Origin of the sequence: Leucothrix arctica, assembly GCF_003172895.1 — a bacterium.
GTDB classification, from domain to species: Bacteria; Pseudomonadota; Gammaproteobacteria; order Thiotrichales; family Thiotrichaceae; genus Leucothrix; species Leucothrix arctica.
Map to the genome: position 1 here is coordinate 166,453 of NZ_QGKL01000042.1, position 26,299 is coordinate 192,751.

General features: G+C 43.3%; 18 protein-coding genes. 12 read left to right on the plus strand and 6 right to left on the minus strand.

Annotation, left to right across the window (positions count from 1 at the left end):
* Positions 1–215: 215 nt before the first annotated feature.
* Positions 216–1,382 carry a 2-methylaconitate cis-trans isomerase PrpF gene (prpF, locus tag DKT75_RS17875; RefSeq protein ID WP_109825328.1) on the plus strand — a complete coding sequence of 389 codons (1,167 nt, stop codon included), beginning with the start codon at positions 216–218 and terminating at the stop codon, positions 1,380–1,382.
* A gap of 98 nt (positions 1,383–1,480) precedes the next feature.
* On the opposite strand, the gene vapC is transcribed toward prpF, so the two are convergent.
* Positions 1,481–1,879, minus strand: a complete 399-nt coding sequence (gene vapC / locus DKT75_RS17880) for a type II toxin-antitoxin system tRNA(fMet)-specific endonuclease VapC (RefSeq protein ID WP_109825330.1) — start codon at positions 1,877–1,879, stop codon at positions 1,481–1,483.
* A complete protein-coding gene (locus DKT75_RS17885; RefSeq protein ID WP_109825332.1) occupies positions 1,876–2,151 on the minus strand; it encodes a type II toxin-antitoxin system RelB/DinJ family antitoxin in 276 nt (91 codons plus the stop codon). The genes vapC and DKT75_RS17885 overlap by 4 nt, the downstream gene beginning before the upstream one ends.
* 452 nt (positions 2,152–2,603) lie before the next feature.
* Between DKT75_RS17885 and DKT75_RS17890 the strand changes: the two genes are divergently transcribed.
* Genes DKT75_RS17890 through DKT75_RS17920 form a run of 7 tightly spaced genes read left to right on the plus strand, consistent with a single transcriptional unit; the run spans position 2,604 to position 19,579 of the window.
* On the plus strand, positions 2,604–3,653 hold the full coding sequence (locus tag DKT75_RS17890) for a DNA cytosine methyltransferase (protein WP_109825334.1): 1,050 nt from the start codon (positions 2,604–2,606) through the stop codon (positions 3,651–3,653).
* 22 nt (positions 3,654–3,675) lie between these two features.
* Positions 3,676–6,810: a DISARM system SNF2-like helicase DrmD gene (drmD, locus tag DKT75_RS17895; protein ID WP_109825336.1), complete on the plus strand. Its 3,135-nt coding sequence runs from the start codon at positions 3,676–3,678 to the stop codon at positions 6,808–6,810.
* A complete protein-coding gene (locus tag DKT75_RS17900) occupies positions 6,807–10,838 on the plus strand; it encodes an Eco57I restriction-modification methylase domain-containing protein (RefSeq protein WP_211665484.1) in 4,032 nt (1,343 codons plus the stop codon). Before drmD ends, DKT75_RS17900 begins: the two co-directional genes overlap by 4 nt.
* A 36-nt stretch (positions 10,839–10,874) precedes the next feature.
* Positions 10,875–14,876, plus strand: a complete 4,002-nt coding sequence (drmA, locus tag DKT75_RS17905; RefSeq protein WP_109825338.1) for a DISARM system helicase DrmA — start codon at positions 10,875–10,877, stop codon at positions 14,874–14,876.
* On the plus strand, positions 14,869–16,752 hold the full coding sequence (drmB, locus tag DKT75_RS17910; RefSeq protein WP_109825340.1) for a DUF1998 domain-containing protein: 1,884 nt from the start codon (positions 14,869–14,871) through the stop codon (positions 16,750–16,752). The genes drmA and drmB overlap by 8 nt, the downstream gene beginning before the upstream one ends.
* The gene (gene drmC, locus DKT75_RS17915) at positions 16,745–17,890 is read left to right on the plus strand and encodes a DISARM system phospholipase D-like protein DrmC (RefSeq protein ID WP_109825342.1); all 1,146 of its coding nucleotides are present in this window, start codon (positions 16,745–16,747) and stop codon (positions 17,888–17,890) included. Before drmB ends, drmC begins: the two co-directional genes overlap by 8 nt.
* 12 nt (positions 17,891–17,902) lie before the next feature.
* The gene (locus DKT75_RS17920; RefSeq protein WP_109825344.1) at positions 17,903–19,579 is read left to right on the plus strand and encodes a nuclease-related domain-containing DEAD/DEAH box helicase; all 1,677 of its coding nucleotides are present in this window, start codon (positions 17,903–17,905) and stop codon (positions 19,577–19,579) included.
* Between the two features lie 101 nt (positions 19,580–19,680).
* Here DKT75_RS17920 and DKT75_RS17925 read toward each other — a convergent pair whose 3' ends face one another.
* A complete protein-coding gene (locus DKT75_RS17925; protein WP_211665485.1) occupies positions 19,681–20,040 on the minus strand; it encodes a FitA-like ribbon-helix-helix domain-containing protein in 360 nt (119 codons plus the stop codon).
* Positions 20,041–20,068: 28 nt separating this feature from the next.
* On the opposite strand from DKT75_RS17925, the gene DKT75_RS17930 reads away from it, so the two are divergent.
* Entirely contained in the window at positions 20,069–21,172 is a 1,104-nt protein-coding gene (locus tag DKT75_RS17930) for an ATP-binding protein (RefSeq protein ID WP_211665486.1), read from the plus strand.
* A 36-nt stretch (positions 21,173–21,208) separates the two neighbouring features.
* Complete coding sequence (locus DKT75_RS17935; RefSeq protein ID WP_109825348.1) at positions 21,209–21,658, plus strand: hypothetical protein; 450 nt, start codon at positions 21,209–21,211, stop codon at positions 21,656–21,658.
* A 42-nt stretch (positions 21,659–21,700) separates the two neighbouring features.
* Here DKT75_RS17935 and DKT75_RS17940 read toward each other — a convergent pair whose 3' ends face one another.
* Positions 21,701–23,257, minus strand: a complete 1,557-nt coding sequence (locus DKT75_RS17940; protein WP_109825350.1) for a Fic family protein — start codon at positions 23,255–23,257, stop codon at positions 21,701–21,703.
* Positions 23,258–23,493: 236 nt separating this feature from the next.
* Between DKT75_RS17940 and DKT75_RS17945 the strand changes: the two genes are divergently transcribed.
* Together DKT75_RS17945 and DKT75_RS17950 are read left to right on the plus strand one after the other, a co-directional pair.
* The gene (locus tag DKT75_RS17945; RefSeq protein WP_109825352.1) at positions 23,494–24,645 is read left to right on the plus strand and encodes a pyridoxal phosphate-dependent aminotransferase; all 1,152 of its coding nucleotides are present in this window, start codon (positions 23,494–23,496) and stop codon (positions 24,643–24,645) included.
* A complete protein-coding gene (locus tag DKT75_RS17950; RefSeq protein WP_109825354.1) occupies positions 24,646–24,891 on the plus strand; it encodes a peptidase in 246 nt (81 codons plus the stop codon).
* Positions 24,892–24,989: 98 nt separating this feature from the next.
* Here the strand turns inward: DKT75_RS17950 and DKT75_RS17955 are convergent, their stop codons facing one another.
* Both DKT75_RS17955 and DKT75_RS17960 read right to left on the minus strand, forming a co-directional pair.
* On the minus strand, positions 24,990–25,370 hold the full coding sequence (locus tag DKT75_RS17955; RefSeq protein ID WP_109825356.1) for a VOC family protein: 381 nt from the start codon (positions 25,368–25,370) through the stop codon (positions 24,990–24,992).
* Between the two features lie 68 nt (positions 25,371–25,438).
* On the minus strand, positions 25,439–26,179 hold the full coding sequence (locus tag DKT75_RS17960; protein WP_109825358.1) for a helix-turn-helix domain-containing protein: 741 nt from the start codon (positions 26,177–26,179) through the stop codon (positions 25,439–25,441).
* Positions 26,180–26,299 lie beyond the last annotated feature (120 nt).

Below are 26,299 nucleotides of genomic sequence, written 5' to 3' on the forward strand. Positions count from 1 at the left end.
TACACTGCTCTACGCCGACGCGCTTTGCGCGAAAGGACTGCGATCAGCGTATTACCAATCAACGAGGCTACTTTTTATGGTGGCCTTTAGTGAAGGCGCTCTATCAGATTACTACAACATTGTTTAGGTATTTGCTTTCCGAAGTCCTTTCGCGCTAGCGCGTCGGCGTAGGAATGTGAATACGTAAATAATGTAACAACCCAAGAGAACAAACGATGGCACAGATAAAAATACCGGCAACTTATATGCGTGGTGGGACTAGTAAAGGTGTTTTCTTTAAGCTGGACGATCTGCCGAAGGCGGCTCAGGTGCCGGGCGAAGTGCGCGATAATATTCTGCTGCGTGTGATTGGTAGTCCTGATCCTTACGGTAAGCAAACGGACGGTATGGGTGGCGCTACGTCGAGTACTAGTAAGACGGTGATTTTGTCGAACAGCGAGCAGCCTGATCACGATGTGGATTACTTGTTTGGTCAGGTGTCTATTGATAAGCCGTTTGTGGATTGGAGCGGTAACTGCGGCAACTTAACGGCAGCGGTGGGTTCGTTTGCGATTAGTAATGGCTTGGTGGATGCTGCGCGCATTCCTGAAAACGGGATTGCGGTGGTGCGTATTTGGCAGGCGAATATTAAGAAAACGATTATTGCTCATGTGCCAATGACCGATGGTGAAGTACAGGAAACGGGTGACTTTGAGTTGGATGGCGTGACCTTTCCAGCGGCAGAGGTGCAGGTTGAGTTTATGAGTCCTGTGGATGCGACTGACGCGATGTTCCCAACGGGTAACTTGGTGGATGAGCTTGAGGTGCCTGGGGTGGGTACGTTTAAAGCGACCATGATCAATGCAGGGATACCAACGATATTCCTTAATGCTGACTCGATTGGTTACACGGGCTGTGAGTTGCAGGAAGTGATTAATGGCAGTGACAAAGCCTTGGCCATGTTTGAAACAGTTCGTGCTTATGGTGCGGTGCGTATGGGCTTGATAAGCAATATTAGCGAAGCGGCTGCACGTCAGCATACGCCGAAGGTTGCCTTTGTTGGAGCGCCAAAGAGCTACGTGTCATCTAGCGGTAAGCAGGTGAATGAGTCTGATATTGACTTGAATGTTAGAGCCTTGTCGATGGGTAAATTACACCACGCGATGATGGGCACGGCTGCGGTGGCGATTGGAACGGCAGCGACTATTCCGGGGACATTGGTCAATCTGGCTGCGGGTGGTGGCGAGCGTGATGCGGTAACGTTTGGGCATCCTTCAGGGACGTTGAAAGTAGGGGCTGAAGCGGTAGAAGGCGAGAATGGCTGGGTGGTTAATAAGGTGGTGATGAGTCGTAGTGCGCGGGTGTTGATGGAAGGTTGGGTTCGGATTCCTGATGTGACTTAAATGTACCGTATGTACCCAAACTTCAAATGGGTATTCTCATGAGCGGTTTAATTTTATAATCGTCTCATATTTTGAGACGATTAATTGAAGATTGTTTTTTATACCCAGTTTTCAAGCTTAAGCCCATTTACTCTTTCAAACTCCTTGGTGTTATTAGTAACCAGAGTGATACCGCGACGCTTTGCCTGTCCAGCTATTTGCAAATCATAAGGCCCAATAATTTTTCCTATTTTTGCGAGGTCTGCACGTATATACCCAGCCACCAAGGCGTCCTGATTATCGAAAGTCAGCGTCTCGAAGAGCGAGAAGAAGTCGACTGCTGTTTGAGAGTTGCGCTCCGGAAACTGACTTTTGGCTGCGCCATACATCATTTCAAAAAACGCGATGGAAGATAAGCAAATATCTGTAGAGGGAAGTGCCTCAAGTCGCTCAATAACAGATTCAGGCTTTCTTTTGATTAGATAAATACAGATGTTTGTATCTAGCAGATATTTCACTCGAATGGATCCTCACGCTTCTGCAGATGTGGTTGTTCACGTCCATTAGACATAAAGTCGTCACTGAATCCGGCTAAAATAGCTCGTAAGTCCTGCTGCTCATTACGCTTTTCTGGCAATTGAACAGGAAACGGCAAACCGTTTTTTTCCACAATCATGCACGTGAACATATTGACAGCTTCAGAAAAATTCATGCCGAGACGAGATAAAATCTGCTTTGCTTCATTGAGTGATTCTTCCTCTATGCGAAGACTAGTTTGTATTTTTGACATTGGATCATCTCCTTTTTTGTATACTCAAAGTATACCATATGGTATGCAAATTAGAAGTTAAGCGATGTTGCTGCATGGAATATAGCAATATCGGGCTAAATGGATAGCAAAGCTTAAGCGAGGTTTGAAATCATACTGGAATGTTGAAAGTATGGGGACTAGCAACTAAGTGGTTTGGCGATTTGAAAGGTAGTTATGAGTCAAAGTGATAAGGTATTGATTGAGGGGATGTGGTCGGGTGGATGCCTGCGTACGTTTTTTATTTTATATTAGAGCTGTTAGTATATTAAATACCCAATGAAAGTTGCGATATTATGCATTTAGATGAATAATCAGCGCCAAACATTAGCGCTTGAAATATACCTGTTTCGCTTTTTAATACATGCAGATTAAAGGTGTATTCTTAAAAGCCCAAGTTAGCAATGTCTTGTTAATATTCTCAGGAGAACTAATTGAAATCTGTAGTAGCGGTTGACTTATTTTGTGGGGTAGGAGGATTAACTCACGGCTTAGAAAAAGCAGGTCTAAAAGTAATCGCAGGGATCGATATTGATCCGAAGTGTGAATATGCCTTTGAAGCAAACAACGATTCAAGATTCATCTTGAAGAGTGTAGACAAAGTAAATAAAGCTGAGCTACAGAGTTTATATGCTGGGGCTGAAGTTAAAGTCTTGGCAGGATGTGCTCCTTGCCAGCCCTTTTCGACTTATAGTCAAGGAACAAGGGGGGCACAAGATGATAAGTGGAAGCTGCTCTTTGAGTTTCAACGACTGATTTCTGAGAGTCAACCCGACATAGTAACAATGGAGAATGTTCCTTTGCTAGTTAAGAACGAAGTATTTACAGACTTTGTTCAAGCTTTAAAAAAACAAAATTACTATGTACATTATAGCGTTGTTGAGTGTGTAAAGTATGGGCTACCACAAACAAGGAAGCGTTTGGTTCTTCTAGCATCAAAGCTTGGTGAGCTGAAGTTAAGCCAACCAACTCATAAAGAAGATAATTTCAATACTGTAAAAGATGCCATCAAGTCTCAACCTCAATTGCAGTCAGGGAAAACTTCAAAAAATGATCTGCTCCATAAAAGTTCTTTGCTGAGCGACTTAAATATGGAGCGAATTAAGTATTCTAAACCCGGTGGAAGTTGGCGTGATTGGCCTGTGCATTTGGTATCTGAGTGTCATAAAAAGCATAGTGGAAGAACTTACGTAAGTGTTTATGGGCGAATGGAATGGAATAAACCTTCGCCAACTATTACAACTCAATTTTTTGGTTTTGGAAATGGTCGTTTTGGTCACCCAACACAAGATAGAGCCTTGTCTCTTCGGGAAGGGGCTATATTACAGAGCTTCCCTAAAGACTATAAATTCTGCCCACCTGGAGTAACTCCCGAGATAAAGACAATCGGTCGGCTGATTGGCAATGCAGTTCCAGTTAGGCTGGGTGAGGTAATAGGGGAAAGCATAATGGAACATATTAGCGAGCACGCCGCTTCAAGATAAAATAATATAGGGGAGTAAGGACATGAATAGTCTTGAACAGGTAGTTTTGACCACGCCTGAATCTGGTCAGTTAGTCGAAGTGCGTCGTAGACAGTGGATAGTTGCCGATATTGTCGCATCAGAGCCTGTAAATAGCGGTTATCCTAAGCAACACCTGGTGACGTTATCATCGATAGATGAAGATGGTTTAGGTGAAGAGTTACAAGTGGTTTGGGAGATTGAACCAGGCGCGCATGTTATCGAAAAATCAGGACTTCCTGAGATCACTGGCTTTGATGATGCCGATAGATTAGATGCTTTCCTAGACGCTGTGCGTTGGGGAGCAGCTACAAATGCTGATCGTGGCTTTTTACAAGCACCATTTCGCAGTGGTGTTAGCATTGAAGACTTTCAGCTAGATCCATTGGTTCGTGCCATCAGTATGGCTCGTGCAAACTTACTGATTGCGGATGACGTCGGTTTAGGTAAAACAATTGAAGCTGGTTTGGTAATACAAGAGTTACTCTTACGCCATAGAGCACGTTCGGTATTAATCATTTGTCCGGCTTCCCTGCAGCTTAAGTGGCAGGATGAAATGTTAGAGAAGTTTGGTCTGGATTTCAAAGTGGTTAATACCGACTATATTCGCCAATTACGTCGAGACCGTGGTATTCATGCTAACCCTTGGACATCATTCCCACGGCTGATCGCTTCCCAAGATTGGATTAAAAGTGGAGAGCCACTGCGATTGCTTCGTGAAATAATCCCTGCTCATGCAAAATACCCTCGTAAGTTTGATATTTTGGTGGTAGATGAAGCGCATAATGTAGCTCCAGCAGGTTCTACCAACTATGCTTTAGAAAGCTTGCGTACTCGTATGATTCGCGAAATTGCACCGCACTTTCAGCATAAATTATTTCTAACGGCTACGCCGCATAACGGGTATACCGAGTCATTTACCTCGCTATTAGAGTTGCTAGATGATCAACGTTTTTCACGAAATATCCTACCAGATGAAAAGCAACTACAACGTGCCATGGTACGTCGTCTAAAAACAGACTTAGTCGATGCTGAAGGCAAGCCTCTCTATCCTCCTCGAAAACTACAAGCGCTTGAGATCTACTATACTGACGAAGAGCGCAACATTCATAAACTGCTTAATGATTATTGTGCTAGCAGGGAGGCAGATACTAGTGAAGATAAAAAGGCTATCGGTACAAAGTTTGTTAATGGCTTATTGAAAAAGCGCTTATTCTCTTCACCTGCTGCTTTTGCCTCCACTTTAGAAAAGCATATTAATACAGTTCATAGTGGCGGTAAGAAGAAACAAACGACGGTAATAGAGGAACGTATTCTTAGAAAAGCCATACTAAGAGCTGAAGAAGATTATGCCAAAGATCAAGATTATGAAGATGCACAAAACGAAGCTGTGGAAGAAGCGAGTAGGCGAAGTTTCCCTTTCACAAAAGAGCAAAGCCAGTTAATCAAACAACTACGTGGCTGGGCCCAGCGAGCACAGCACCAATCTGACTCAAAGGCTAAGGCAATTTGTCAGTGGATAGAGGAAAACCTAAAAAATAATAATGAATGGAGTCAGGTTCGCGTCATTCTGTTTACAGAGTACCGTAGCACTCAACAATGGCTGCAAAAAATCCTTACGGAAAATGGCTATGGCGGCGATCGTCTAGATATTATTCATGGTGGTATGGATCAGGACGAGCGTGAAGTCATAAAAGCCGCCTTTCAAACATCTCCCGAAGACTCTCCAGTACGAATACTGCTTGCAACTGACGCTGCCTCAGAAGGTATCGATTTACAAAATCACTGTCATTGTCTTATCCATTTAGAGATTCCATATAACCCTAACGTTATGGAGCAACGTAATGGTCGAATAGATCGTCATGGCCAGAAGGCTAGTGAAGTGTTGATTTGGCATCCAATTGATGCTGGTGATGGAAACGGTCAATCTGTCGGTGGTCATAAAGATGACATCATTCGTGCACTAAGAAAATTAGAGTCGATGCGTGAGGATATGGGGAGTGTTAACCCTGTTATTGCACCTCAGATGTCAGGGCTAGTAGAAGGTACTATAAAAGAGCTTGATACACGTGAAGCAGAAGCGAAAACACAGAAAGCGCGAAAATACGTTAAGGCCGAGCGTCAGTTGAAAGAAAAAATCAATAAACTTCATCAACAGCTACTAGAAACCCAACAAGATTTCCATTTAACCCCTGAGCATGTTTTAGCAGCAGTGCAAACAGGTTTAGCGGTTGCTGAAAAGCCTCCGTTAAAACCAGTTGAATTAAAAGATACTCCAAGCGGCAGTATCTTTCTTATGCCTGAATTAATAGGCACTTGGGCAGAGTGTACAAGGGGTCTTAATCATCCTTTTACCGGAAAGACTCGACCTATAACCTTTGACCATAAAGTTGCGAGAGGGCGTGATGACGTGGTCTTAGTGCATCTGAATCATCGCTTAGTACAAATGTGTCTGAGGTTATTACGAGCACAAGTATGGGCTCAAGAAGGCGATCCAAATAAAAAGATGTATCGCGTAGCTTTACGTACTTTGCCCGATGATAAAATCGATGGCATTGGTGTACTTGTAGTTTCAAGACTGGTTATAACAGGTGGAAATCATCATCGCTTGCATGAAGAAATCACTTACGCAGGTGGTTATCTGAAAGACAAAAGTTATAACAGAGAACGTGGTGTGACTAAAATAAATGATTGGTTAGAGCAATCAACTGCGGTTAAAGTGCCCGCTCACCTTCATAGTGCGTTAGCAAAACGTTTTGATCATAATCAGTCTGCGCTTCAAAACACTATTGAAGCTCGCTCTAAAGAGCGATTAAAAGATCTGGAAAACACGCTTAAAAATCGTAAAGAGAGAGAAGTTGCAGATATAACCACAGTTCTTGATGAGCTTGAGGCAGCTATTAAGAAGGAGCTAAACAGTTCCGATGAACCCGAACAGTTATTACTTTTTAGTGAAGATGAGCGTACTCAGGTAAGACGAGATTTGGATGCCTTGAGTGCGCGACTTAGCAGAATACCTGAAGAGCGTGAGCATGAAGTCCATGCTATCGAACATAGGTATGCAGATTATGTCGCCCGAACTTTCCCTGTCGCAGTAATATTCTTAGTACCACAATCTATGGCTGGAGGAGCACAATGAGTATTCATGCTGAATGGCTTTCACTTATTGAAATCTCTGGTGCTTTCTTGGCAGAGCCAATTCTAGACCAAGCGTTTCCTCAGGGTTTAGAGGGTTTAGAAACATCGAAAAAGCAAGCTTTCCGCCAGACCTATGATGAGTGGCGTGAGGCCTTGGATACCGAAGATGAGCTGCAAGCCAAACTACATGAGGAATGGATAAACTGGGTTTTAAAAACAGGGCTTGAGTGGGATGAAGATGACGAAGGAGAGGAGTTAAAAGCTGGGGTGGATGTGCCGCCAAGTTTGAAGCTAGATCTGTTAGAGCATAACCTGACCCTAAAACCTGATTATGCTTTGTTTGGTAACGATACTGACAAGCCATATTTATTAGTGGTTAGCTACCCTGCTCATGTTGACCTAAACAATGTGGTAGTCGGAGATGCTTGGTCCACTACTCCCGCAGAGCGGATGAGTCACCTCTGCCGTGCTACTGGCACACGACTAGGTTTGGTAACTAATGGTGAGCAGTGGATGATTGTAGATGCCCCAGAGGGAGGTATCACCAGTTATGCTAGTTGGTATGCAAGGTTGTGGAGTCAGGAGCCAGTTACTCTAAAAGCTTTTTTCAGTTTATTAAATATTAGAACGGTATTTAGTGGCTTTGGTTTGGAAGGCCAAAAACTGACTGAGTTATTAGATAACTCACTTAAGCACCAAGATGAAGTAACTGAAACACTCGGTGCGCAAGTACAGCGTGCCGTTGAAGTGCTAATTCAATCAATCGATCGTATCAATAACGACTCAAATGGTGAGTTATTGGATGGGGTCGAACCCAGTGAATTATACGAAGCAGGTCTAACCTATATGATGCGCTTGGTATTTTTACTTTGTGCGGAAGAGCGAGGCTTGCTCTTATTGGGTGATGAAACCTATGAAGCGAATTACGCTGTTTCGACTTTGCGAATGAAGTTGCGTGATGAGGCAGGTTTACATGGTGAAGAGGTTCTCTCATACCGTAATAATGCTTGGGCACGGCTACTGGCTGTCTTTCGTGCTGTTTATGGCGGGGTGGAGCATGAAGATATGCGGATGCCTGCTTTGGGTGGTTCACTATTTGATCCTGATCGCTTTCCTTTCCTTGAAGGAAGATCTAAAGGTTCTAGTTGGAAGGTCGATGCAGCACGCCCACTTCCTATCGATAATCGAACGGTTTTACTCTTTCTTGATGCAATACAAATATTCAAAGGTCGAACGCTTTCATACCGTGCACTAGACGTTGAGCAGATTGGTTATGTTTATGAGGGATTACTGGAGCGCACGGTTATTCGTTCGCCTGATGTCACCCTAGAGCTGAAAGCTACTAAGAATGCAAAAAAAACCTGGTTACTGTTAGGGGAGTTAGAATCAGCTAGGCTGGACGGTTCTGTAGCTGTCAAGGAATTACTAAAAGAACGCACCGGCAGTTCTGCTACACGTATTTCAAATGATCTTGCAAAAAATGTGTCCGAGGACGAGGCAGATAAACTACTTCTGGCTTGTCAAAATGATACTGATATGAGAGATCGGATTATCCCATATTATAATTTCTTGCGAATGGATGCTTGGAATAACCCCCTTCTGTATTTGAAAAACACATTTATTGTTACTACGGGGTCTGATAGACGAGAAACAGGGGCTCATTACACACCAAAATTATTAACGGAATCCATCGTAAAAAAAGCCCTAGATTCGATTGTTTACATCGGCCCTTCTGAAGGGAAAGAGAGGCAAGTCTGGCAAGTTATCCCCCCAGATAGATTTCTTGATTTAAAGATATGCGATTTGGCAATGGGATCTGGAGCCTTTTTGGTTCAAGTTTGTCGCTATTTGTCGGACCGTTTACTTGAGTCATGGGCACAAGCTGAACTTACGGGAAAGGTGATTACCCTTGATGGCATCGCTGTTGAAGATTCAGAAGATATTGAACTCTTAACTCATGATGCAGAAGAGCGTCACCTTATTGCTCGTCGCCTGATCAGCGAGCGTTGCCTTTACGGCGTCGATGTAAATCCCCTTGCTGTAGAACTGGCAAAACTTTCAATTTGGCTAGTTACTTTAGCAAAAAACAGGCCTTTTGGTTTTTTAGATCACAATCTCAAATGTGGCGATAGCTTATTGGGTGTTACTAATATTGAACAGCTGTCTTACCTTAACTTTAACCCGACCAAATTAAGTGAGGGCGGAGGTGTTAGCAAACAATTGTTTTCGCAGAAAGTTGAAGAGGCAGTAAAAAATGTCATAACTTTGCGCTTAGAGTTAAGAAAAAGACGAATATTTGATATTCACGATATTGATGTAATGGCAAATCTAGATCAACAAGTGCGAGAGAAGCTAGAGCTGCCTGAGTTAGTTGCTGATGCTTTGGTGGTTGAGACTCTAAAGGCAGGGGGAAAGACTCCAAATTCTTCGACACTCTCCATTGAGTCTGGTCAAGTATTTAATGGTGACAAAGATGCTGTTTTTAGCTTAAAAAAACGTGTGAATAAAGGCTTGAATAATAATTTACAAAGTGGCTCGAAGATTATAAAGCCTTTTCATTGGTGCCTAGAATTTCCCGAGGTGTTTAATGGATCTGCCAAAGGGTTTGATGCTGTTGTCGGGAACCCTCCATTTCTAGGAGGACAAAAATTAACCGATGTATTTGGTAAGGCTTATCGAGAATTTTTAGTGAACTATATTGTCGACGAAAAGAGAGGTAGTGCAGATCTTTGTGTATATTTCTTTATGCGAGCATTTTCATTGCTTGGAGTTGAATCGAATCTTGGTTTAATTGGAACAAAGAGTCTTGCTGAAGGAGATAATAGAGAAGTTGGGCTGGAGAGTGTCATCGAAAATAAGGGGAAAATATTTGATAGGGAGGTGAGTTTGAGTTGGCCGGGCCAAGCGGCAGTAATTATATCATTGATCTGGATTAGAAAAGGAAAATGGAGCGGCTCGTTATACAACTCGAAACTAGATTTGCAAAATGATAATATTGTTGGATCATATAAAGTCTCAGCTTTATCAGAAAACGATGGACTGGCGTATATAGGTTCGCAGTTAAGCGGTGAAGGTTTTAAACTGTCGAAATTAGAGGCTGATAACTATTTGAAAGAATGCCCCGAATGCATAGATGTAATAGCACCTATTTTAAGAGGTGAGGATGTCACTAGTGAACCCAGTCAGCGTGCGACCCAGATGGTAATAAACTTTGGAAATAGAACAGAAGAAGATACTAAAAAATACGGGCCTTGTTATCTTCATGTGAAAAATAAGGTTTATCCGGAAAGACATAAAGTTAAGAGGGATTCGAGGCGTTTAAGGTGGTGGATGTATGCCGAAAGAAGTGAAAAAATGTATAAAAAAATATCCAGTTTAGATGAGGTAATAGTGCACCCATCTCCATCAAAGTATATTTGCCCGGCAATTGTTCCTTCAAATCAAGTTTTTTCCGCTCCAATGGTTGTGTTTACAAGTTCATCTAGAGCAATTTTTGCTTGTCTTCAATCTAATGCACATTGGTTATGGGTAGTTGCAAATAGTTCAAAGTTGGGTGAAACACAAAGGTACACCCCATCCGATTCATTAAGAACCTTCCCGTTTCCTGAGAACATAAATGGTATGGAAGTTTTATATGAAATTGGTGCCGAATATGAATCATTAAGGAAGGTGATTATGCGTAGCAGGGATATTGGCGTAACAGGCTTGTATAATTTGTTCCACGACAAGGAGTGCTCGGATTCAAAAATTAAAGAATTGTGTCGGTTACAAGTGAAATTAGATGAAGCAGTCTTGAAAGCTTATGGGTGGTCAGATATATCAATGAAGCATGGATTTTATAGGCTGGCATACTTACCTACCGGAAAAAGCATGAGGTTTACAATCTGTGACCAAGCACGTGAAGAAATTTATTCACGACTGTTAACGCTAAATAAGGAAAGGTCAAAGGGTCAATTAAAAGGTAGTAAAATTAATAAAAAAAACAATAACTCCCCAGTGACAAGCCAGCAGATTAATATTTTTGAGTAGCATTATATTTTTCACGAATCAACTTGTAGGCCTATTATGACTGAGTCAAAACCTTGGATAGAAAATGGTGCGTATATAGTTATTCAGCACGAAATAGAAAATATATCGCCGTATATTTATCAGCTATCAGGACAAAAAGAGCTGTATAAAAGTGTGAAGCCCGGTGAGTGGGTACTGTTGACCAATAAAGCTTTGCAAGCGATTAGTGTGGGGAGAGTGTATTGTCAGCGCAGCACCTTAGACTCCACCACGATTTTTTTTGATAAGCACTTTATGGCTGATGCGCCAATACCATTGAGTTCAGCAGAGCTTAGGCCGCCAAAATCAGGCCATATGTCCCGCTTAGAGTGGATTGGATTTGTTGAAGCGCTCCCTAAACTATTCCATAAAACCATTGCAGAGATTCCGTTGATAGAGGATGACGTCTATGTGCGTGACCTTTTACAGAATGCGGTAATGGATGATCTCTTAGGGCCCGCTAACGGCCCTTCAGAGCAGATTCTCGATATGAGTGTCCGCGACCGTTATCTGCTCGGTCGCTTAGCGCCATTGGACTCTACTGATAAAAGCGGTGGTTTTGGTATTGATGGCTCTAGTGATGATGACGAGGCACCTGATGATTTGGTTGTAAAAGCTCAAGCCGTCAAACCTGACACCCCTACCAATAATGCTTCTCCTGACCCTGAGTCAAATGAAGAAGTTGATGCAGCCAGCAATCAGTCATTGATACCTTCAAGCATGGGAATGACTTTTTGTGTTGCTGGAGACGTCGATCAAATTGAGGTGGAAGCCCTTTGGGGGTGCTACGAGCGGTTTTATGATCATGAAATGTATAAAACGACCAAAAACCCAGAAACGGGAGAGGAAAAACGTGGTCAGAAAGTTAAAGTTTGGCAGCGTATACCTTGTGGAAAAACTGTTCTACTACCATTAACAACTGGCGTCATTAACCCTCTTAGCCCAGATAAAGAGCAACCCAATGTTGTAGTCCAAGGGACTGTAAGAGAGCCTAATGAAAACGGTGATCGCTTGGTGACGTTGTTTTTGGTCAATACCCAAGTTGAACCACCATCAAACCGTGACACTGCTTGGTTGTTTCAACCTGAAATAATTGTGCGCTCTTTAAGCGATGGGGATCCTATCTTTCGCCGACGGCCAGTAATGAGTACTAACGAAAGCGACTGGGAACGTGCATCGCTTGAGATGATTTATCGTAAGCAAGTAGAGTTTGCAGTGGGACATGGTGTAGCCGTCCATGCTTCTGTGGACAGTGCAAATGTTGAACTGGCAACCACTATCAAAACCGTCATCATGCCAGAGTACGAAGTGCCTATTACTGAGGTGCCCGGCTTGCGTTCTGAGGACAGAACCGCTCTAAAGACCATGGTTAATGATGGCTATTTAGATATGACCCGCCTAGCGGCAATGACGCGTAATGAGTTGGTTAGTGCTCTAACATTAATGACTGACGACTATGCTATCTGGATTGCTGAGCAGCTTGCTAGAGTGGGTGTTGATGTAAATGGCCATGATGATTCAGCTAAACGTGCAATGGCAAGTTGTAAGGAAATTAACTTACGCTTGCAAGAAGGTATTGCTGTATTGGCTGACGAGAGTAACGAAGAGGCATTGAAAGCTTTTCGCTTTGCTAATCAGGCAATGGCTAAACAACGTGTACAAAGTATTTATGCTTTGAAGTTACGGCAAGGTAAAAAAATTAAACTGGATGAGCTGTGGAGTGATCCCAAAAATTACTCATGGCGTTCGTTTCAGTTAGCCTTTTTATTATTGTCAATTCCAGCGCTGGCAAACCCCAAGCATCCTGACAGAATTAGCCCTGCCGAAGCTTTTGCTGATTTACTTTGGTTTCCTACTGGTGGTGGTAAAACCGAGGCTTATTTAGGCGTCGCTGCATTTACTATGTCGATTCGCCGTTTTCAAGGAAGTTTGGGTGGCTACGACTCCAGCCGAGGTCTAGCGGTAATTATGCGTTATACCTTGCGTTTATTGACGTTGCAGCAATTTCAGCGAGCGACAGCATTAATCTGCGCAATGGAAGTCATTCGACGTGATGCTATCGCTAAGGGCGATGTCAGTTTAGGGGAGCAGCCATTTACTATCGGGTTGTGGGTCGGGAATAAGGTATCCCCAGGTACAACAGATGCAAGCCACCAGTCAATCAAGGATATTCGTAACCCTGATAAATTCAATGCAGGTAGTTCGTCACCAGCACAGCTGACTAGTTGCCCTTGGTGTGGAACTGAGATAGACCCAAGTAAACACATTGAGGTGAATACCCATAAGTTGCAGACTTCGATTTACTGCGGGGATAAAAAAGGACGTTGTGATTTTTCAAAAGCTAAGACGGCTAAATTTGCTCATCCAGGTTTACCAGTACTGGTAGTGGATGAAGAAATTTACCATCGCCCACCTTCAATGATGATTGCAACAGTTGATAAGTTTGCAATGATGGCTTGGCGTGGGCAAACCCGTACTTTATTTGGCAAAGCCAGTCTTGAGTGCGAGCGACATGGTTTGTTGTGGCCTGATGGCGATTGTACCGGCAACCATCCTAAGACGCCTACTTTGGCGGCTACCAAAGCTAAGGTAATAAAGCCAATAAGACCACCTGACTTAATTATCCAAGATGAGTTTCACTTAATAAGTGGACCGTTAGGAACTATGGTTGGCTTGTATGAAACAGCGATTGATGAGCTAACGACTTGGGATCTTGATGGCATAAGTGTTAAGCCTAAAATTATCGCCTCTACAGCTACTGTCAGAAAAGCGAAAGAGCAGGTCAGTGGCGTGTTTAATCGTAAAGTCGCAATATTTCCTCCGCATGGTTTAGATATTGAAGATAACTTCTTTTCAGTACAACGGCCAATTGAGCAACAGTATGGTCGTCGCTATCTCGGTGTTTGTTCACCAGGGAGTGCAAGACCTGCCGTGTTGATTCGCGTATACACTGCGTTTTTGACGGCTTCACAAGCGTTGTTTGACCAGTTCGGCAGGGTGGCTGATCCCTATATGACTAGCGTTGGATACTTTAACTCATTGCGTGAACTGGGTGGTATGAAACGTCTGGCCGAGGATGATGTGCAAACACGTTCGTATCGAGTGCAGATGAGTCTAGTTGATCGACCTGGGTTATCTCAGCGCAGCGTGAATAATATTAAGGAGCTAACTTCGCGTGTTTCAAGTCAAGACATTCCTAAGTATCTTGACCAGCTTGAGGTGCCTTTCCGTGCTGAGTTTGATGATGAGAAGCAAAAATTTGTTACTAAGTGGAAAGAAGGTGAAAGTCGTGCGATTGATGTGGTTCTCGCTACCAATATGTTATCGGTAGGAGTCGATGTTAATCGCTTAGGTGTGATGGCTGTTAATGGGCAGCCTAAAAGTACCGCTGAATATATTCAAGCAACCAGTCGGGTAGGGAGAAGTTTTCCGGGCTTGGTATGTACTGTGCTTACTTGGGCAAGACCACGTGACTTATCACATTACGAAACATTTGAGCATTACCACGCTACTTTTTATAAGCACGTTGAAGCCCAGTCTGTCACACCGTTCTCTCCTAGAGCGATGGACAGAGGTTTGACTGGTGCCATGTTAAGCCTGATGCGGCTTAACAATGATGAGTTAAATCCTAATGATGGTGCGTCAGCTCTTAAAAGCACTACTGACCCGATAGTAAATGAGATAACTAAATTGATTACCGATCGAGTGTCAATGGTGGCAGAAAGTGCAGAAGCTCAACAGCTTGCTGAGGCGTCAATTAAACAACGTATAGATGAATGGGTTAAAGAAAATGCAGTTGCGGGTCGTACTGTTGCTTATGAAAAAAGAGGTAAAAAAATTGACTCTAAGGTGAGACTGATAAAGTCACCCGGAGTTGAAGAATGGGACAGATTTACAGTCCCTATGTCGATGAGAGAGGTAGAGCCTGGGGTTAAGTTGCAAATGAATACCAATATGCTCGACGCTGGCCCCAATTGGAAAGCACAGATTGTAAAAAACAAGGAAGCTGAGGATGAGTAAGAAGTTTAAAGACACCTCAAACATTACTCCTGTAGGGGAAGTGCGACCAACTCAGTTGCTTTGGACTTATGGGCCGGGTGCTTTAATTGATATGCCTAGTTTATCTGTTGTGACGTTAGGAATTGATCGCTGGGAGAAGGACCGCTGCCCTCCGATTGTTGAGGCTAGGTTATTAGCTGCTGTACAGAAAGTACTTGGCTCGCAAGTAGAGACCATGCGGATGCCACCGTTTGTTAAAGCGGATAAAGTCGACCCCTGGTCGGCTGAGGCTCGTGTTGGCGTACCTGTTAGGCCTTTTCCTAGGTGGTTGAGATGCGTCAAATGTGGAATGTTAGCGGAGTATGACTCCGGTCTCTTTAAGGTGAAAGAAAGCCGTTACCGCCCTGAGAACACGCGCTTTGTTCATCAGTCTTGTTGTGGCTCAGAAGGAGATAAGCCAGCACGTGATGCAGATGCTGTACCTGCTCGTTTTTTATTGGCTTGTCGGAATGGTCACTTAGATGATTTTCCTTGGCGTTATTATGTTCATGGTGGACAAACTGATTGTACTGCCGGATTACGTTTTTTCGAAAGTGGGGCTTCACTACAGACTGAGAACCTTTGGATAAAATGTGATGGTTGTGATGCGAAAAGAAACATGGCTCAGGCTTTTGGTAAGTCAGGCAAAGAAAACCTACCTGCCTGTCGAGGTCGTCATCCGCACCTTGATCGTTATGACAGTGATTGCGATGAAGAGCCTCGTGGAGTTCTTTTAGGTGCAACAAATAGCTGGTTCCCAATTACTTTGTCCGCCTTAGCCATCCCACTTGCTCGTGATCCTATCATTCAGTTGGTTCAGGATGGATGGGATAACTTTGTTGATGTTGAATCACTTATTGAAGTAAAAGCAATTCTCAAAGTTATGGTTAAAAATGCGATTTTACCCGGTATTAGTGCATACACACCCGACGAAGTATGGGCGGTTGTAGAAGCAATACAAAATGGCGATATTGATAACACTGTCACACAGGATGATATAAAAGGGCCAGAGTGGGATGTGTTCATTGAACCTAATCCTCCAACGGATTGGCCTCATTTTTTAAGCGAAAGTACAGAAGTGCCAGCCAGTTACAAAGCTCAAATTTCTAATGTGTTGTTGTTAAAACGTTTACGAGAAGTTAATGCGTTAATTGGTTTCACACGTGTAGAAGCGCCGGAAGAAAGTAATGATCCTGATGAGCAGCCACCAATGGCTGCGCTGTGTAATGATACGCCGGATTGGATACCTGCAAGTCAGGTACATGGTGAAGGTGTATTCATTCGTTTTGCTGAAGATAGACTCAAGGTATGGGAAGAAAAGCCTGCCGTTAAAGCCTTGAGTGAAAAGTTATTCGAAGGTCATCAGGGTTGGCGGAACTCAAGAAAACTTGACCCAGATAAAGGTTACCCAGGGATACGTTATGTGCTTTTGCATACCTTATCACACCTTTTAATTAGGGAGCTGGCGTTAGAGTGTGGTTACAATGCAGCCAGTATTCGAGAGCGCATTTATGCGGACACTAGTGATGGTAAGTCGCAGGCAGGGATTCTAATCTATACAGCAGCGGCTGACTCTGATGGCACACTTGGAGGCTTGGTTGAACTAGGTAAGCCTGATAGTTTGGGACGTCTTTTGGATCAGGCTATTAATCGAGCCAAAATATGTTCTTCAGATCCTTTGTGTTCAGAGCATGAGCCTCAGAAAGATAGGACACTTCATGCTGCTGCCTGCCACGCTTGTGCTTTTGCAGCGGAAACGTCTTGTGAACGTGGGAATCTCTATCTAGATAGGGCCTTAGTCGTTGCAACTCTAGACAATCCACATGCAGCATTTTTTAATGATTTAACTAATGAATAAACTTCTTGATGCTGTTTATGAGTTGGTCATTGATCAGCACCCAAATAAAATTAACGCGCTTGCGTCTTCTATAAAATCTTGCTCCTTGGAGGACGCGTCAACACTAAAGAATTTTTTTGCTACCGAGGCTGCGAATAAGTCTCTGATTTTTGTACTTAGGGAGTGGTCGCGACTTGGTTGCACATCTGATGAGCTGGCAGGAATATTAAAAGGTGCGTCACATGGTTATCTATCAGAAAAAGCTAGAGAACAGGTTCAGCTAGTCTGGACTGGTCCAGATTTTAATCAGGTTCCTATCAGGCATTCTGAGCAAATTCTTTTAGAGTTGATCAACTCTGCACACACATCACTTTATATTATTTCCTTTGTCCTTGTTAAGGTACCTGCTGTTGAAGAAGCTATAGTGCGAGCGCTTGCTAGGGATGTTGATGTGCGTATGTTGCTAGAGTCAGAAGATAAAGACGGAGCTGGTAATTTTCAAGATACTATCAAGCGTCTTCAAACTGAAATACCAGAGTTAATTCTTTATATCTGGCCTAGAGAAAACAGAGAAACCATTGCAGGTGGTTTTGCGCGAGTCCATGCTAAGTGTGTAGTTGCAGATCAAAAAACAGCATTTATAACTAGTGCAAACTTAACTGCTGCAGCTCTAGATAAGAATATTGAAATGGGTGTGCATGTTAAAGGTGGAAAAATACCGCTAACAATATATCAGCAGTTTTTAGGCATGATCAGGGCAAGAGAAATTACTCCTTATGTTGGAGATCGCTATTCAAATGCCACTACGGCTGCCAATAAACCTTCAGCTACTCAGCTAACCCAGTTGTCTGATAATTTGGAAGCTGGTACTGAAAAATTAATTAGCTTTAAAAATTCTATCCTTGATGTTGAAGAACAACGCTACTTTAAAGCTCTTGGCGCTGATGACGATATGCCGAAACAGAACTCTATCGTTTTGATACGTTTTCAAGAGCAGTGGTTTATTGGAAAGTATGTTTGGTCAAGACTTCAGGAAACTGAAGTTAATCGTGTATACTATTTGGTCACATTAAGGGGCTTTGGGCCTAAGACAAAGATTGAAATAGAAGAAGCTGATTGGGAGAGTTTTTTCCCTAAAGCTGTTGCAGTGACTAAATAGGACTTAGAGATCATGGCTAGATTAATACCAAAGGTAGAAATAGAAGAGATAGGGGTTAAATCTGAGCGTGATACAGCACGATTCCTCGTTGATCAGTTACCAAATGACTGCATTATTTATCATAGTTATCCTTGGCTTAAAACGGATCGAAATGATCGTGGTAACACTACAATCAAGGAAGGTGAAACCGATTTTGTTATTATTTTGCCTAGCCATGGGATGCTTGTACTTGAAGTTAAAGGTGGCGAAATTACTTATGATGAACACTCTAGAACATGGAGTAGAGTATTAGGAGGCGGTAGGCTAAAAGGTATTCAAGACCCTTTCGAACAAGTTCGTCGAAACACGCATTACTTGAAGGATAAGATAATGCTCCGGGGATACCCTGGTGCTAAAAATTTACCATTCACCTTTGGCTATGCCGTTGTTTTTCCTGACTGTGAATATAGCGGCCCCACGCCAGTAGGTTCTGAACCAGCCATAATATTTTCCGCAAGTGACTTACCTTATTTAGATCGCCGGATCGCTACTGCTTTAAATCAGTGGTCACGCTTAGATAGACCTAGACCGCTTTCTAGTAACGATATTAGCAATATTAGTAAAGCAATTTCCCCTAGTTTTAACCTATTGCCCGTACTTTTCCGAAAGTTAGAAGAGCAGGAAGAAAAGTTATTTCGCCTGACTAAAGAGCAGCAAAACTTACTGGCTTTTTTAGGACAAAAACAAAGGGCTTGTATTGAAGGTGTTGCTGGCTCTGGTAAAACCATGTTGGCACAGGCACAAGCAGAAAAATTTGCTGATCAGGGCATGCGGACGCTATTAGTTTGTTATAACAAAACCTTAGCCAAATGGATAAATGATTCTATAGCCCTTGAGTACAAAGATAAGATCGTTGTTAAACACTTTCATGGCTTATGTGCAGACTGGGTTCGTAAAGCTGGTATGGCCTTCTCTCCACCAACCCAGAACGCTGATCAGTTCTGGAAAGATGAAGCTGCTGATTTGCTGATGGATGCCATTGATATGGTTACCGAGAAATTTGATGCTGTGATTGTGGATGAAGGACAGGACTTTTATCCTAATTGGTGGATGCCATTAGAAATGATTAATTCTAAAGAAGATAAAGGTGCTATGTATGTGTTTTATGATCCACGACAAAATTTGTATATTGGGGAAAAGGGAGCACTTCCTGCACTTGGTGAGCCACTAAATTTACCGACTAACTGTCGTAATACAAGGTTAATAGCAGATAAGTGTAGTGACATATTAGATGTTGATATTCTCACACGTGATGATGCGCCAGTAGGTACAAAACCTGTTGTTTTAAGTCTCGAACTAGATTCTGATATTAGAAGAAGCGTTGAACGTTATATTTCTGAATGGGTGAAACAAGGAAAGTTAAAAACTTCACAGGTTGCTATTCTAAGCCCGAATAGAAAAATACGAAGCTCATTAAATGATCTGTTATCTGTCAAGGGCATACAAATTATAGAAGACATCGATGATTGGCGAAGTGGCAAAGGTGTACTGTTTTCAACAGTGAAAAACTTTAAAGGTCTAGAGTCTGATGCTGTGATTATTGTTGATGTGCCTACTGAGGAGGATTCAACTTTTTTCAAGCAGTCTGACTTTTATGTTGCTTGTTCTAGGGCAAAGCATTTACTTGTTGTTATCCATAAAGCAGTTTAGGGAGGTTGGAAACTCAGCTTTTTGAAATCTGGCGGAGTACTTCAGCAACCTCAGAGTAAAATGTCATGAGTAGTAAATAAGATCTGATTTATCAGCGATAATCATGCTCGGCCGTTATTAATAATATCATCAATGTCATCTGCAGAAATCACGTTTGGTGAAATTTGTGCGCGGAGTCTTTGGATGTTTGTTAACTTATCCTTTGGTGTTTTCAGGCGGGGTAGCAAGGCTTGCTCAAGTCTGATTATAACTTCACTATTGATACTTCTGTGATGATTTTCAGCGGTGCTTTTTAGGGCTTCGTAAAGTTCTTCAGGAATATTCTTGATTGTAATAGTAGGCATAGTGATACCTCTTAAAGTGAATGTGGTTTCATTTTGATTACATAATGGTTGCATATCAACAAGTGGATATATCTTTTTTGAGGCAAAAGTGATACCTAGAAACATAAGTAAAGCCATATACCGCTACGCGAAGTCGTTTCCAGTAGTGGAAATCACAGGCCCGCGCCAATCAGGTAAAACCACGTTAGTGCGCTCACTCTTCGCTGACAAACCCTACGTAACTCTAGAAGATCCTTCAGAGCGCCTATTTGCCGAAGATGACCCAAAAGGTTTTCTAGCTCGCTTTAGTGAAGGTGCAATTTTTGATGAGGCACAACGCTGGCCAGACTTGTTTTCTTATCTTCAAGGAATGGTAGACGAAGACCGTCAGGTAGGGCGCTTCATTCTTACAGGTTCACAGCAGTTTAGTTTACTGGCAGGTGTTTCACAGTCATTAGCGGGGCGCGCGGGTGTAACACGTTTATTGCCATTGGCATCGTCAGAGATTCCTAACTTATCAGCGAGTAGCCTGAATTCTATTTTGATCACGGGCGGTTATCCTGCGCTTCATGCTCAGACTATTAACGCGCAAGATTGGTTTGCCAGTTACATAGCAACCTATGTGGAGCGTGATGTGCGCCAATTGATAAATGTTCAGGACTTAACAACGTTTCAGCGGTTCTTGCGTTTTTGTGCAGGGCGCTCGGGCAGTTTGCTCAACCTAAACGCATTGGCGGGCGAAGCGGGTGTTACCAATAAAGTGGCTCAGGCTTGGATGTCGGTATTGCAGTCGAGTGATCTGGTTTATTTATTGCCGCCGTATCACAAGAACTTCGGTAAGCGTTTGGTCAAGACACCTAAGCTATATTTCGTGGATACAGGGTTGGCTTGTTGGTTATTGGGTATTCGCTCGGAAGAGGTGTTGGCCTTACACCCATTGCGTGGTGCGTTGTTTGAAACGTGGGTCGTTGCTGAGGCGCTGAAAGCTCGTTATAACGCTGGTGAACCAGCTGATTTGTATTTCTGGCGAGATAACAATGGTGTCGAAGCAGATCTGCTTTATGAGAAAGATGGAATGCTTCAAACCATTGAAGTTAAGTCAGGTGCAACGGTGACTAGAGACTATATAAAAGCAGGGCAGAAGGCTGCGAAGTTTGCAGGTGACGAAGCTCTGACACCTTGGTTAGTGCATGGTGGTGATGATAACTACGAACGCAATGGCGTTGATGTTGTTGGCTGGCGTAACTTTGCTGAGCGTATTTTCAAGTAAAGTGGCAAATACTTAGATGTGTGTAGGGAGTAAACAGTGATTAGTACAAAAGAGATAAACGATTTAATCAGAAATGTAGTTCATAAAATAAATTACGAATCATGCGATTATGAAGTCTCCATAAAGTTACTACAAAGCACAGGTAACAAGGGTAGTTTTGAAAATATCCTCACCTCTTTATTTGAGAAAGAAGTAACCGTTACCAATTTAAAAAAGGTAAGCAAAAGTCAAATTTTAGACTCAATGGAGTTTGCTCTGACTCATGTAGATTATTCGCCCGCTCCTTATTTCGGCACAGAAGATCATAAGCAGGATGTTCATTTAATTCAGCAGCTTTTTTCAAGCTTATTGTATAGATATGAGGAGGTCTATACGTTTGATATTCCATACGAGACATATCTCGTTCCGCCAATATTTTGGGGTTTTTCATACTATATTAGATATGAAGATTGTATCGTTGTGTTTGTTGCATCGGCTTCGGATTGAGCTTGTTTAATGAAGCTTAGGACTAGTTAGTGTTAACTATGTCTAAGTACTAGGCAGCGGTGTTTCCGCCTTACCCTCTAAAACCGCTTGAACCAACGTCCCTAGTAACGTCGCAAAAGGCTCTATATCCTGCTTAGTACTAGCCTCTTCAAGCGCCGTCATGTATTCACTGCGCTTCTCCAAAGGCACAACAGTCCAAGGGTAGCCACCACTGGCCAACATCGCATTCATCAAAAAGCGTCCCGTTCGGCCATTACCATCCATATAAGGGTGTATATAAACAAAGATAAAATGCCCCAGCACGACGCGAACAGCGGCATTTTCTTCGGCTTGTAATAACTCAAAAAAAGCAGGCATTGCATCGCGAACCGCTTCTTTACTTGGCGGTGAGTGCATGGAGCGACGGATAAAAACGGGGGCAGTTCGATAACCTGCCAGATCAGCAGGTTTGTGAATACCTGCCGTGACACCGGGCGCAAACATTTCGCGATACCAGATGCGGTGGTCGTTACCGACGACTTCACCTGCATTATTCCCATCGAGTATTTGCGTGATGCTGTTTCGTACGGCTTGATAAGCTTGCCAATAGCCACGGGCGGCTAAGGCATTAAACCTTTCTTTATCATCTGCATTTTGCTCTGGGTCCCAGTCTCCTGCACGGACACGGTCGATTAGCTCTGGTGTAACACGATAACCTTCAATAGAAAGTGAGTGATAGGCGTCTGTGATATACACATCTTCCACATGCTGCATGTAGGCATTTTTATCGATTGTCTGTGTTGGTGCAGCAGGGAAGTGTGCAATGACTGTTTCTCGCATGTCTTGCCACATCAGTCGTATACGGTTGACGTAGGGAGATTGCTCGCGCTGAGAAAAGCGTAGACTTGACTTGGCTTCAAATGGATCTACTTCTCGTACTTCATACCCAACGGCTTGCATCGTACTGACAATATCGTCAGCAGTTTGATTGCGGCCAATATTCCTAAATGCGCCTGCTAAACGTCCAGCGATAGAACTGTGGCCTCCCTCTAACAGTTGCTCTAAGATTTCTGATGCATCACTAATCATGGATAGTGCGGCGCGCATGTCTGTTGGGCTTTGCCTAAAGCTGTGTTTGTTACAGGCGATCAAAGCAGCCGGAAGGCTGTATAGGCGCAGCCCGTTTTTGATGATGACTTGAGCGGGTTCTGGGAGGGCAGCGCGAATATCTAACAGAGACGTGCCATGAGGTAGCATGGTGACATTGTTCCGTGCTTTGGCAGCTCGAACCAGTAGCTGTTTTGGTACGGTCATGTTCTCAGTATGAAGCGCAATAGATTGCTCAGGTGACAAGCACCAGTTTTCACCTTTTAAGTGATTAAGGTACGCCGCACAAAACTGCCAAAAAGACGCATACCAAGCGGTGCTCTCTCCTAGTGTTTCGTCTGGGCGAGCAGGCACGTACCAGCCTTTGATGACTTCTTCTAAAAAACCATTTTTAATAAGGCGTTCGCGGTGAGTACGCGAGAGTTCAGCAGAGCGTATAGCCACTAGGCCCCTTGTTTGTAGTTGGTGGAGGGCTTCCAGTGAGTTTGCTAACTTTTCTGAGGGTGTCGCCATTGTGGTTATTCTCGCTTATCGTGTTGTTCTTCTATTCGCTTATTATGTTGTATCATTATTCGCTTATTGTGTCGATCCAAAATTCGCTTATTGTGTTTAATCAGGCTTTGGACGTTTTTCAAGCTTGAATAAATAAACACCGCATGATTCACACGTCTTCTTGATACCACCTCACCTTTGTAATTACTTGATAATTTGATATACACTTTCTTATCATGCCAACGAGTAAGACTACGATGAACTACCCACCTTCCAAGTTGCCAAACATCGGCACCACGATATTCTCAGTGATGTCAAAAATGGCGGCTGACCACCAAGCGATTAACCTGTCGCAAGGTTTTCCTGACTACAATGGCCCGAAAGATTTACTCGATCGCGTGGGCTATCACACTGAGCAGGGTGCGAATCAATACCCGCCCATGACGGGCGTGCCGGTATTGCGGGAAGCGATTGTTGACAAGGTGTCGCGTCATTATGGCCGTACTGTTTCCGCAGAGGACGAGATCACCATCACTTCCGGTGGCACCGAGGCGTTGTTTGACGCGATTACCTGCGTGGTATCGCCGGGTGATGAGGTGATTATCTTTGACCCTGCCTTTGACAGCTACGTGCCAGCCGTGCAGTTGAATGGCGGTGTGCCAGTGCATATTCAATTACAAGCGCCGCACTTTGGCATCGACTGGGACGTGGTGAAAGCGGCTATTACCCCTAAAACGCGTTTAATGATTCTGAACTCGCCTCACAACCCGACGGGATCAGTGTTCTCGCAAGCGGATATTGATGCCTTATGTGACTTGGTCAAAGGCACGGACATCTTGCTGATTTCGGATGATGTTTACGAGCACATTGTGTTTGACGGCCAACAACACCTGAGTTTTGTGAAATACGACGAGCTTTTTCAGCGTAGTTTTGTCATTTCATCATTCGGAAAAACCTATCACGCAACGGGTTGGAAAGTGGCGTATTGCATTGCACCGCCAGCGCTGACGGCAGAGTTTCGCAAAGTGCATCAGTTTGTGACATTCACCACGCCGCCCGCGTTGCAGTTGGCCATAGCTGATTACATGCGACAAGCGCCAGAGCACTGTGATGAGTTGGCAGGCTTCTACCAAGCGAAGCGCGACTTATTCAATAATGTGATGCAAGACAGTCGTTTTAGCTTTATCCCATCTGGCGGCACGTATTTCCAGTTGATGGACTATCGCGCCATTCAACCTGACATGAGTGATACTGAGTTTTGTGAGTGGCTTGTGAACGAAAAGGGCGTAGCCGCGATTCCTGTGTCTGTGTTTTGTAAGCAGCCGCCAGACGCTACGTTGGTACGTTTTTGTTTTGCTAAAAATGATGAAACGTTATTGGCGGCTACTGAGATTCTTAAGGGGTTGTAGATGTTTGAAAGAATTCTGATTGATTACGAACAAAAGCTAAAGTGGGCTGCACTTGTCTTGGGTATTTTAAGTACGGTTTGCATAGTACAAGACTGGTATCCACTAACCTTGTTCATCAGTTTACCCTTTTGCATAATCTGGGGTTGCTATGCTTGGCTTCATTCTGAGCCACAACTCAAGTACATCAATATTATCTTTTCCGCGTTATACATTTACGGGATTGTTAGATACATGATGACAGCATAACTGCCAAGCAACCGGCTGCATACTTAGATGATGCAACCATGTGGTTTTATACAGAACCCGCCTATAGCTAGAGTTGCATAAGGCGGGTATTCTGCTAATTACTTCATCGAACTAAGACCAAACAAATTCCCTTCCGTGTCCATGCACACGCTAACAAAACCAAACTCACCAATCGACATTTTAGGGTTAATCACTTTTCCGCCAGCGCTTGCTACGCGTGACTCTTCGACCGCACAATCTTCAGTACCAAAGTAAACGATAGTGCCGCCAATAACAGGGCCAGCGCCTTCTCTTTTGACAAGCGCGCCACCAGCGCCGTAGTTTTCCATATCCGTTACAAAGCTTTTCATAATAACGCTACTGTCTGTTGGGTCACCGATGTTCTCAAGCTCTCGCTCTAAGACTGTTTGGTAAAATGCCGCAGCTCTATCCATGTCGTTTACGTAAATATCAAACCATCCGATTGCATTCTGTTTCATGATCTTTTCCTTGTTTATGTGTCAGTGAGATCATAGTAACGAGGCTTCAATCGTGTGGATTGTATAAATCAGACATCATACTTTCGGAAGTACTCAGCGGGCGTGTAGCCTGTGATTTTACGGAACGAATGAATAAAGTGTGATTGGTCACTATAGGCATCTAGATAATGCTGTTTGAATGACTGCTGCAATCGGATGACTTTCAAAAAATCATGAGGCGAAAACCCTGTTGACTGCTTAAGATTGCGTTGTAATTGGCGCGATGACATATGCGTTAGTTTAGCCATATCAGTGACAGTGTGGATAGCATCAAGGTTTTCAAGAAGCTTTTGAGTCACAGTATTGACGGCAACGAGTTTCTGCTCGGCCAGTTGTGAGACTAACGCTGAGAAAATGGGCTGCTGAGCAAGAAAGTCGACACTTGTTAGTTTTTTGTTGGTTTCAATGAGCGGCAAGTCACCAAGGTAGGGTGTACCGACATAGCTATCACTCGTCTCACTAAGGTCTCCTTGCCATACCCCTGGGTAGAATTGAATGCCGACATAATGAAAATCCTTTCCTAGGTTTAGGGTTTCATAGGTGGTTCTCAGTGCAGTGACGCCAGCAATATCGGTGTCTTGTAGATTAAAAAGAATGTTTACACAGGCATCAGGCAGGGCGTGATACTGAAAGTCATCTACTAAGGGCGCATCTGTCTTTAGTTCCCAGAAATTGTGTACGAGATTAGCAATGTCACTAGGCGGCTTGGTTTCTTGGTATTTTACCGACTGATTACTTTTCTCTATGCCATCCTTTATTGGGTCATACATGTTTCCACCATTAGTTGCCTGTTCTTAATGTTTATAATAGTTGTGTCGAACAGTTGATACTCAAAGAGAAGGTTAAGAAATGTCGTATGTGGTCGAATGTAAAACATGAGAAAAGAATTC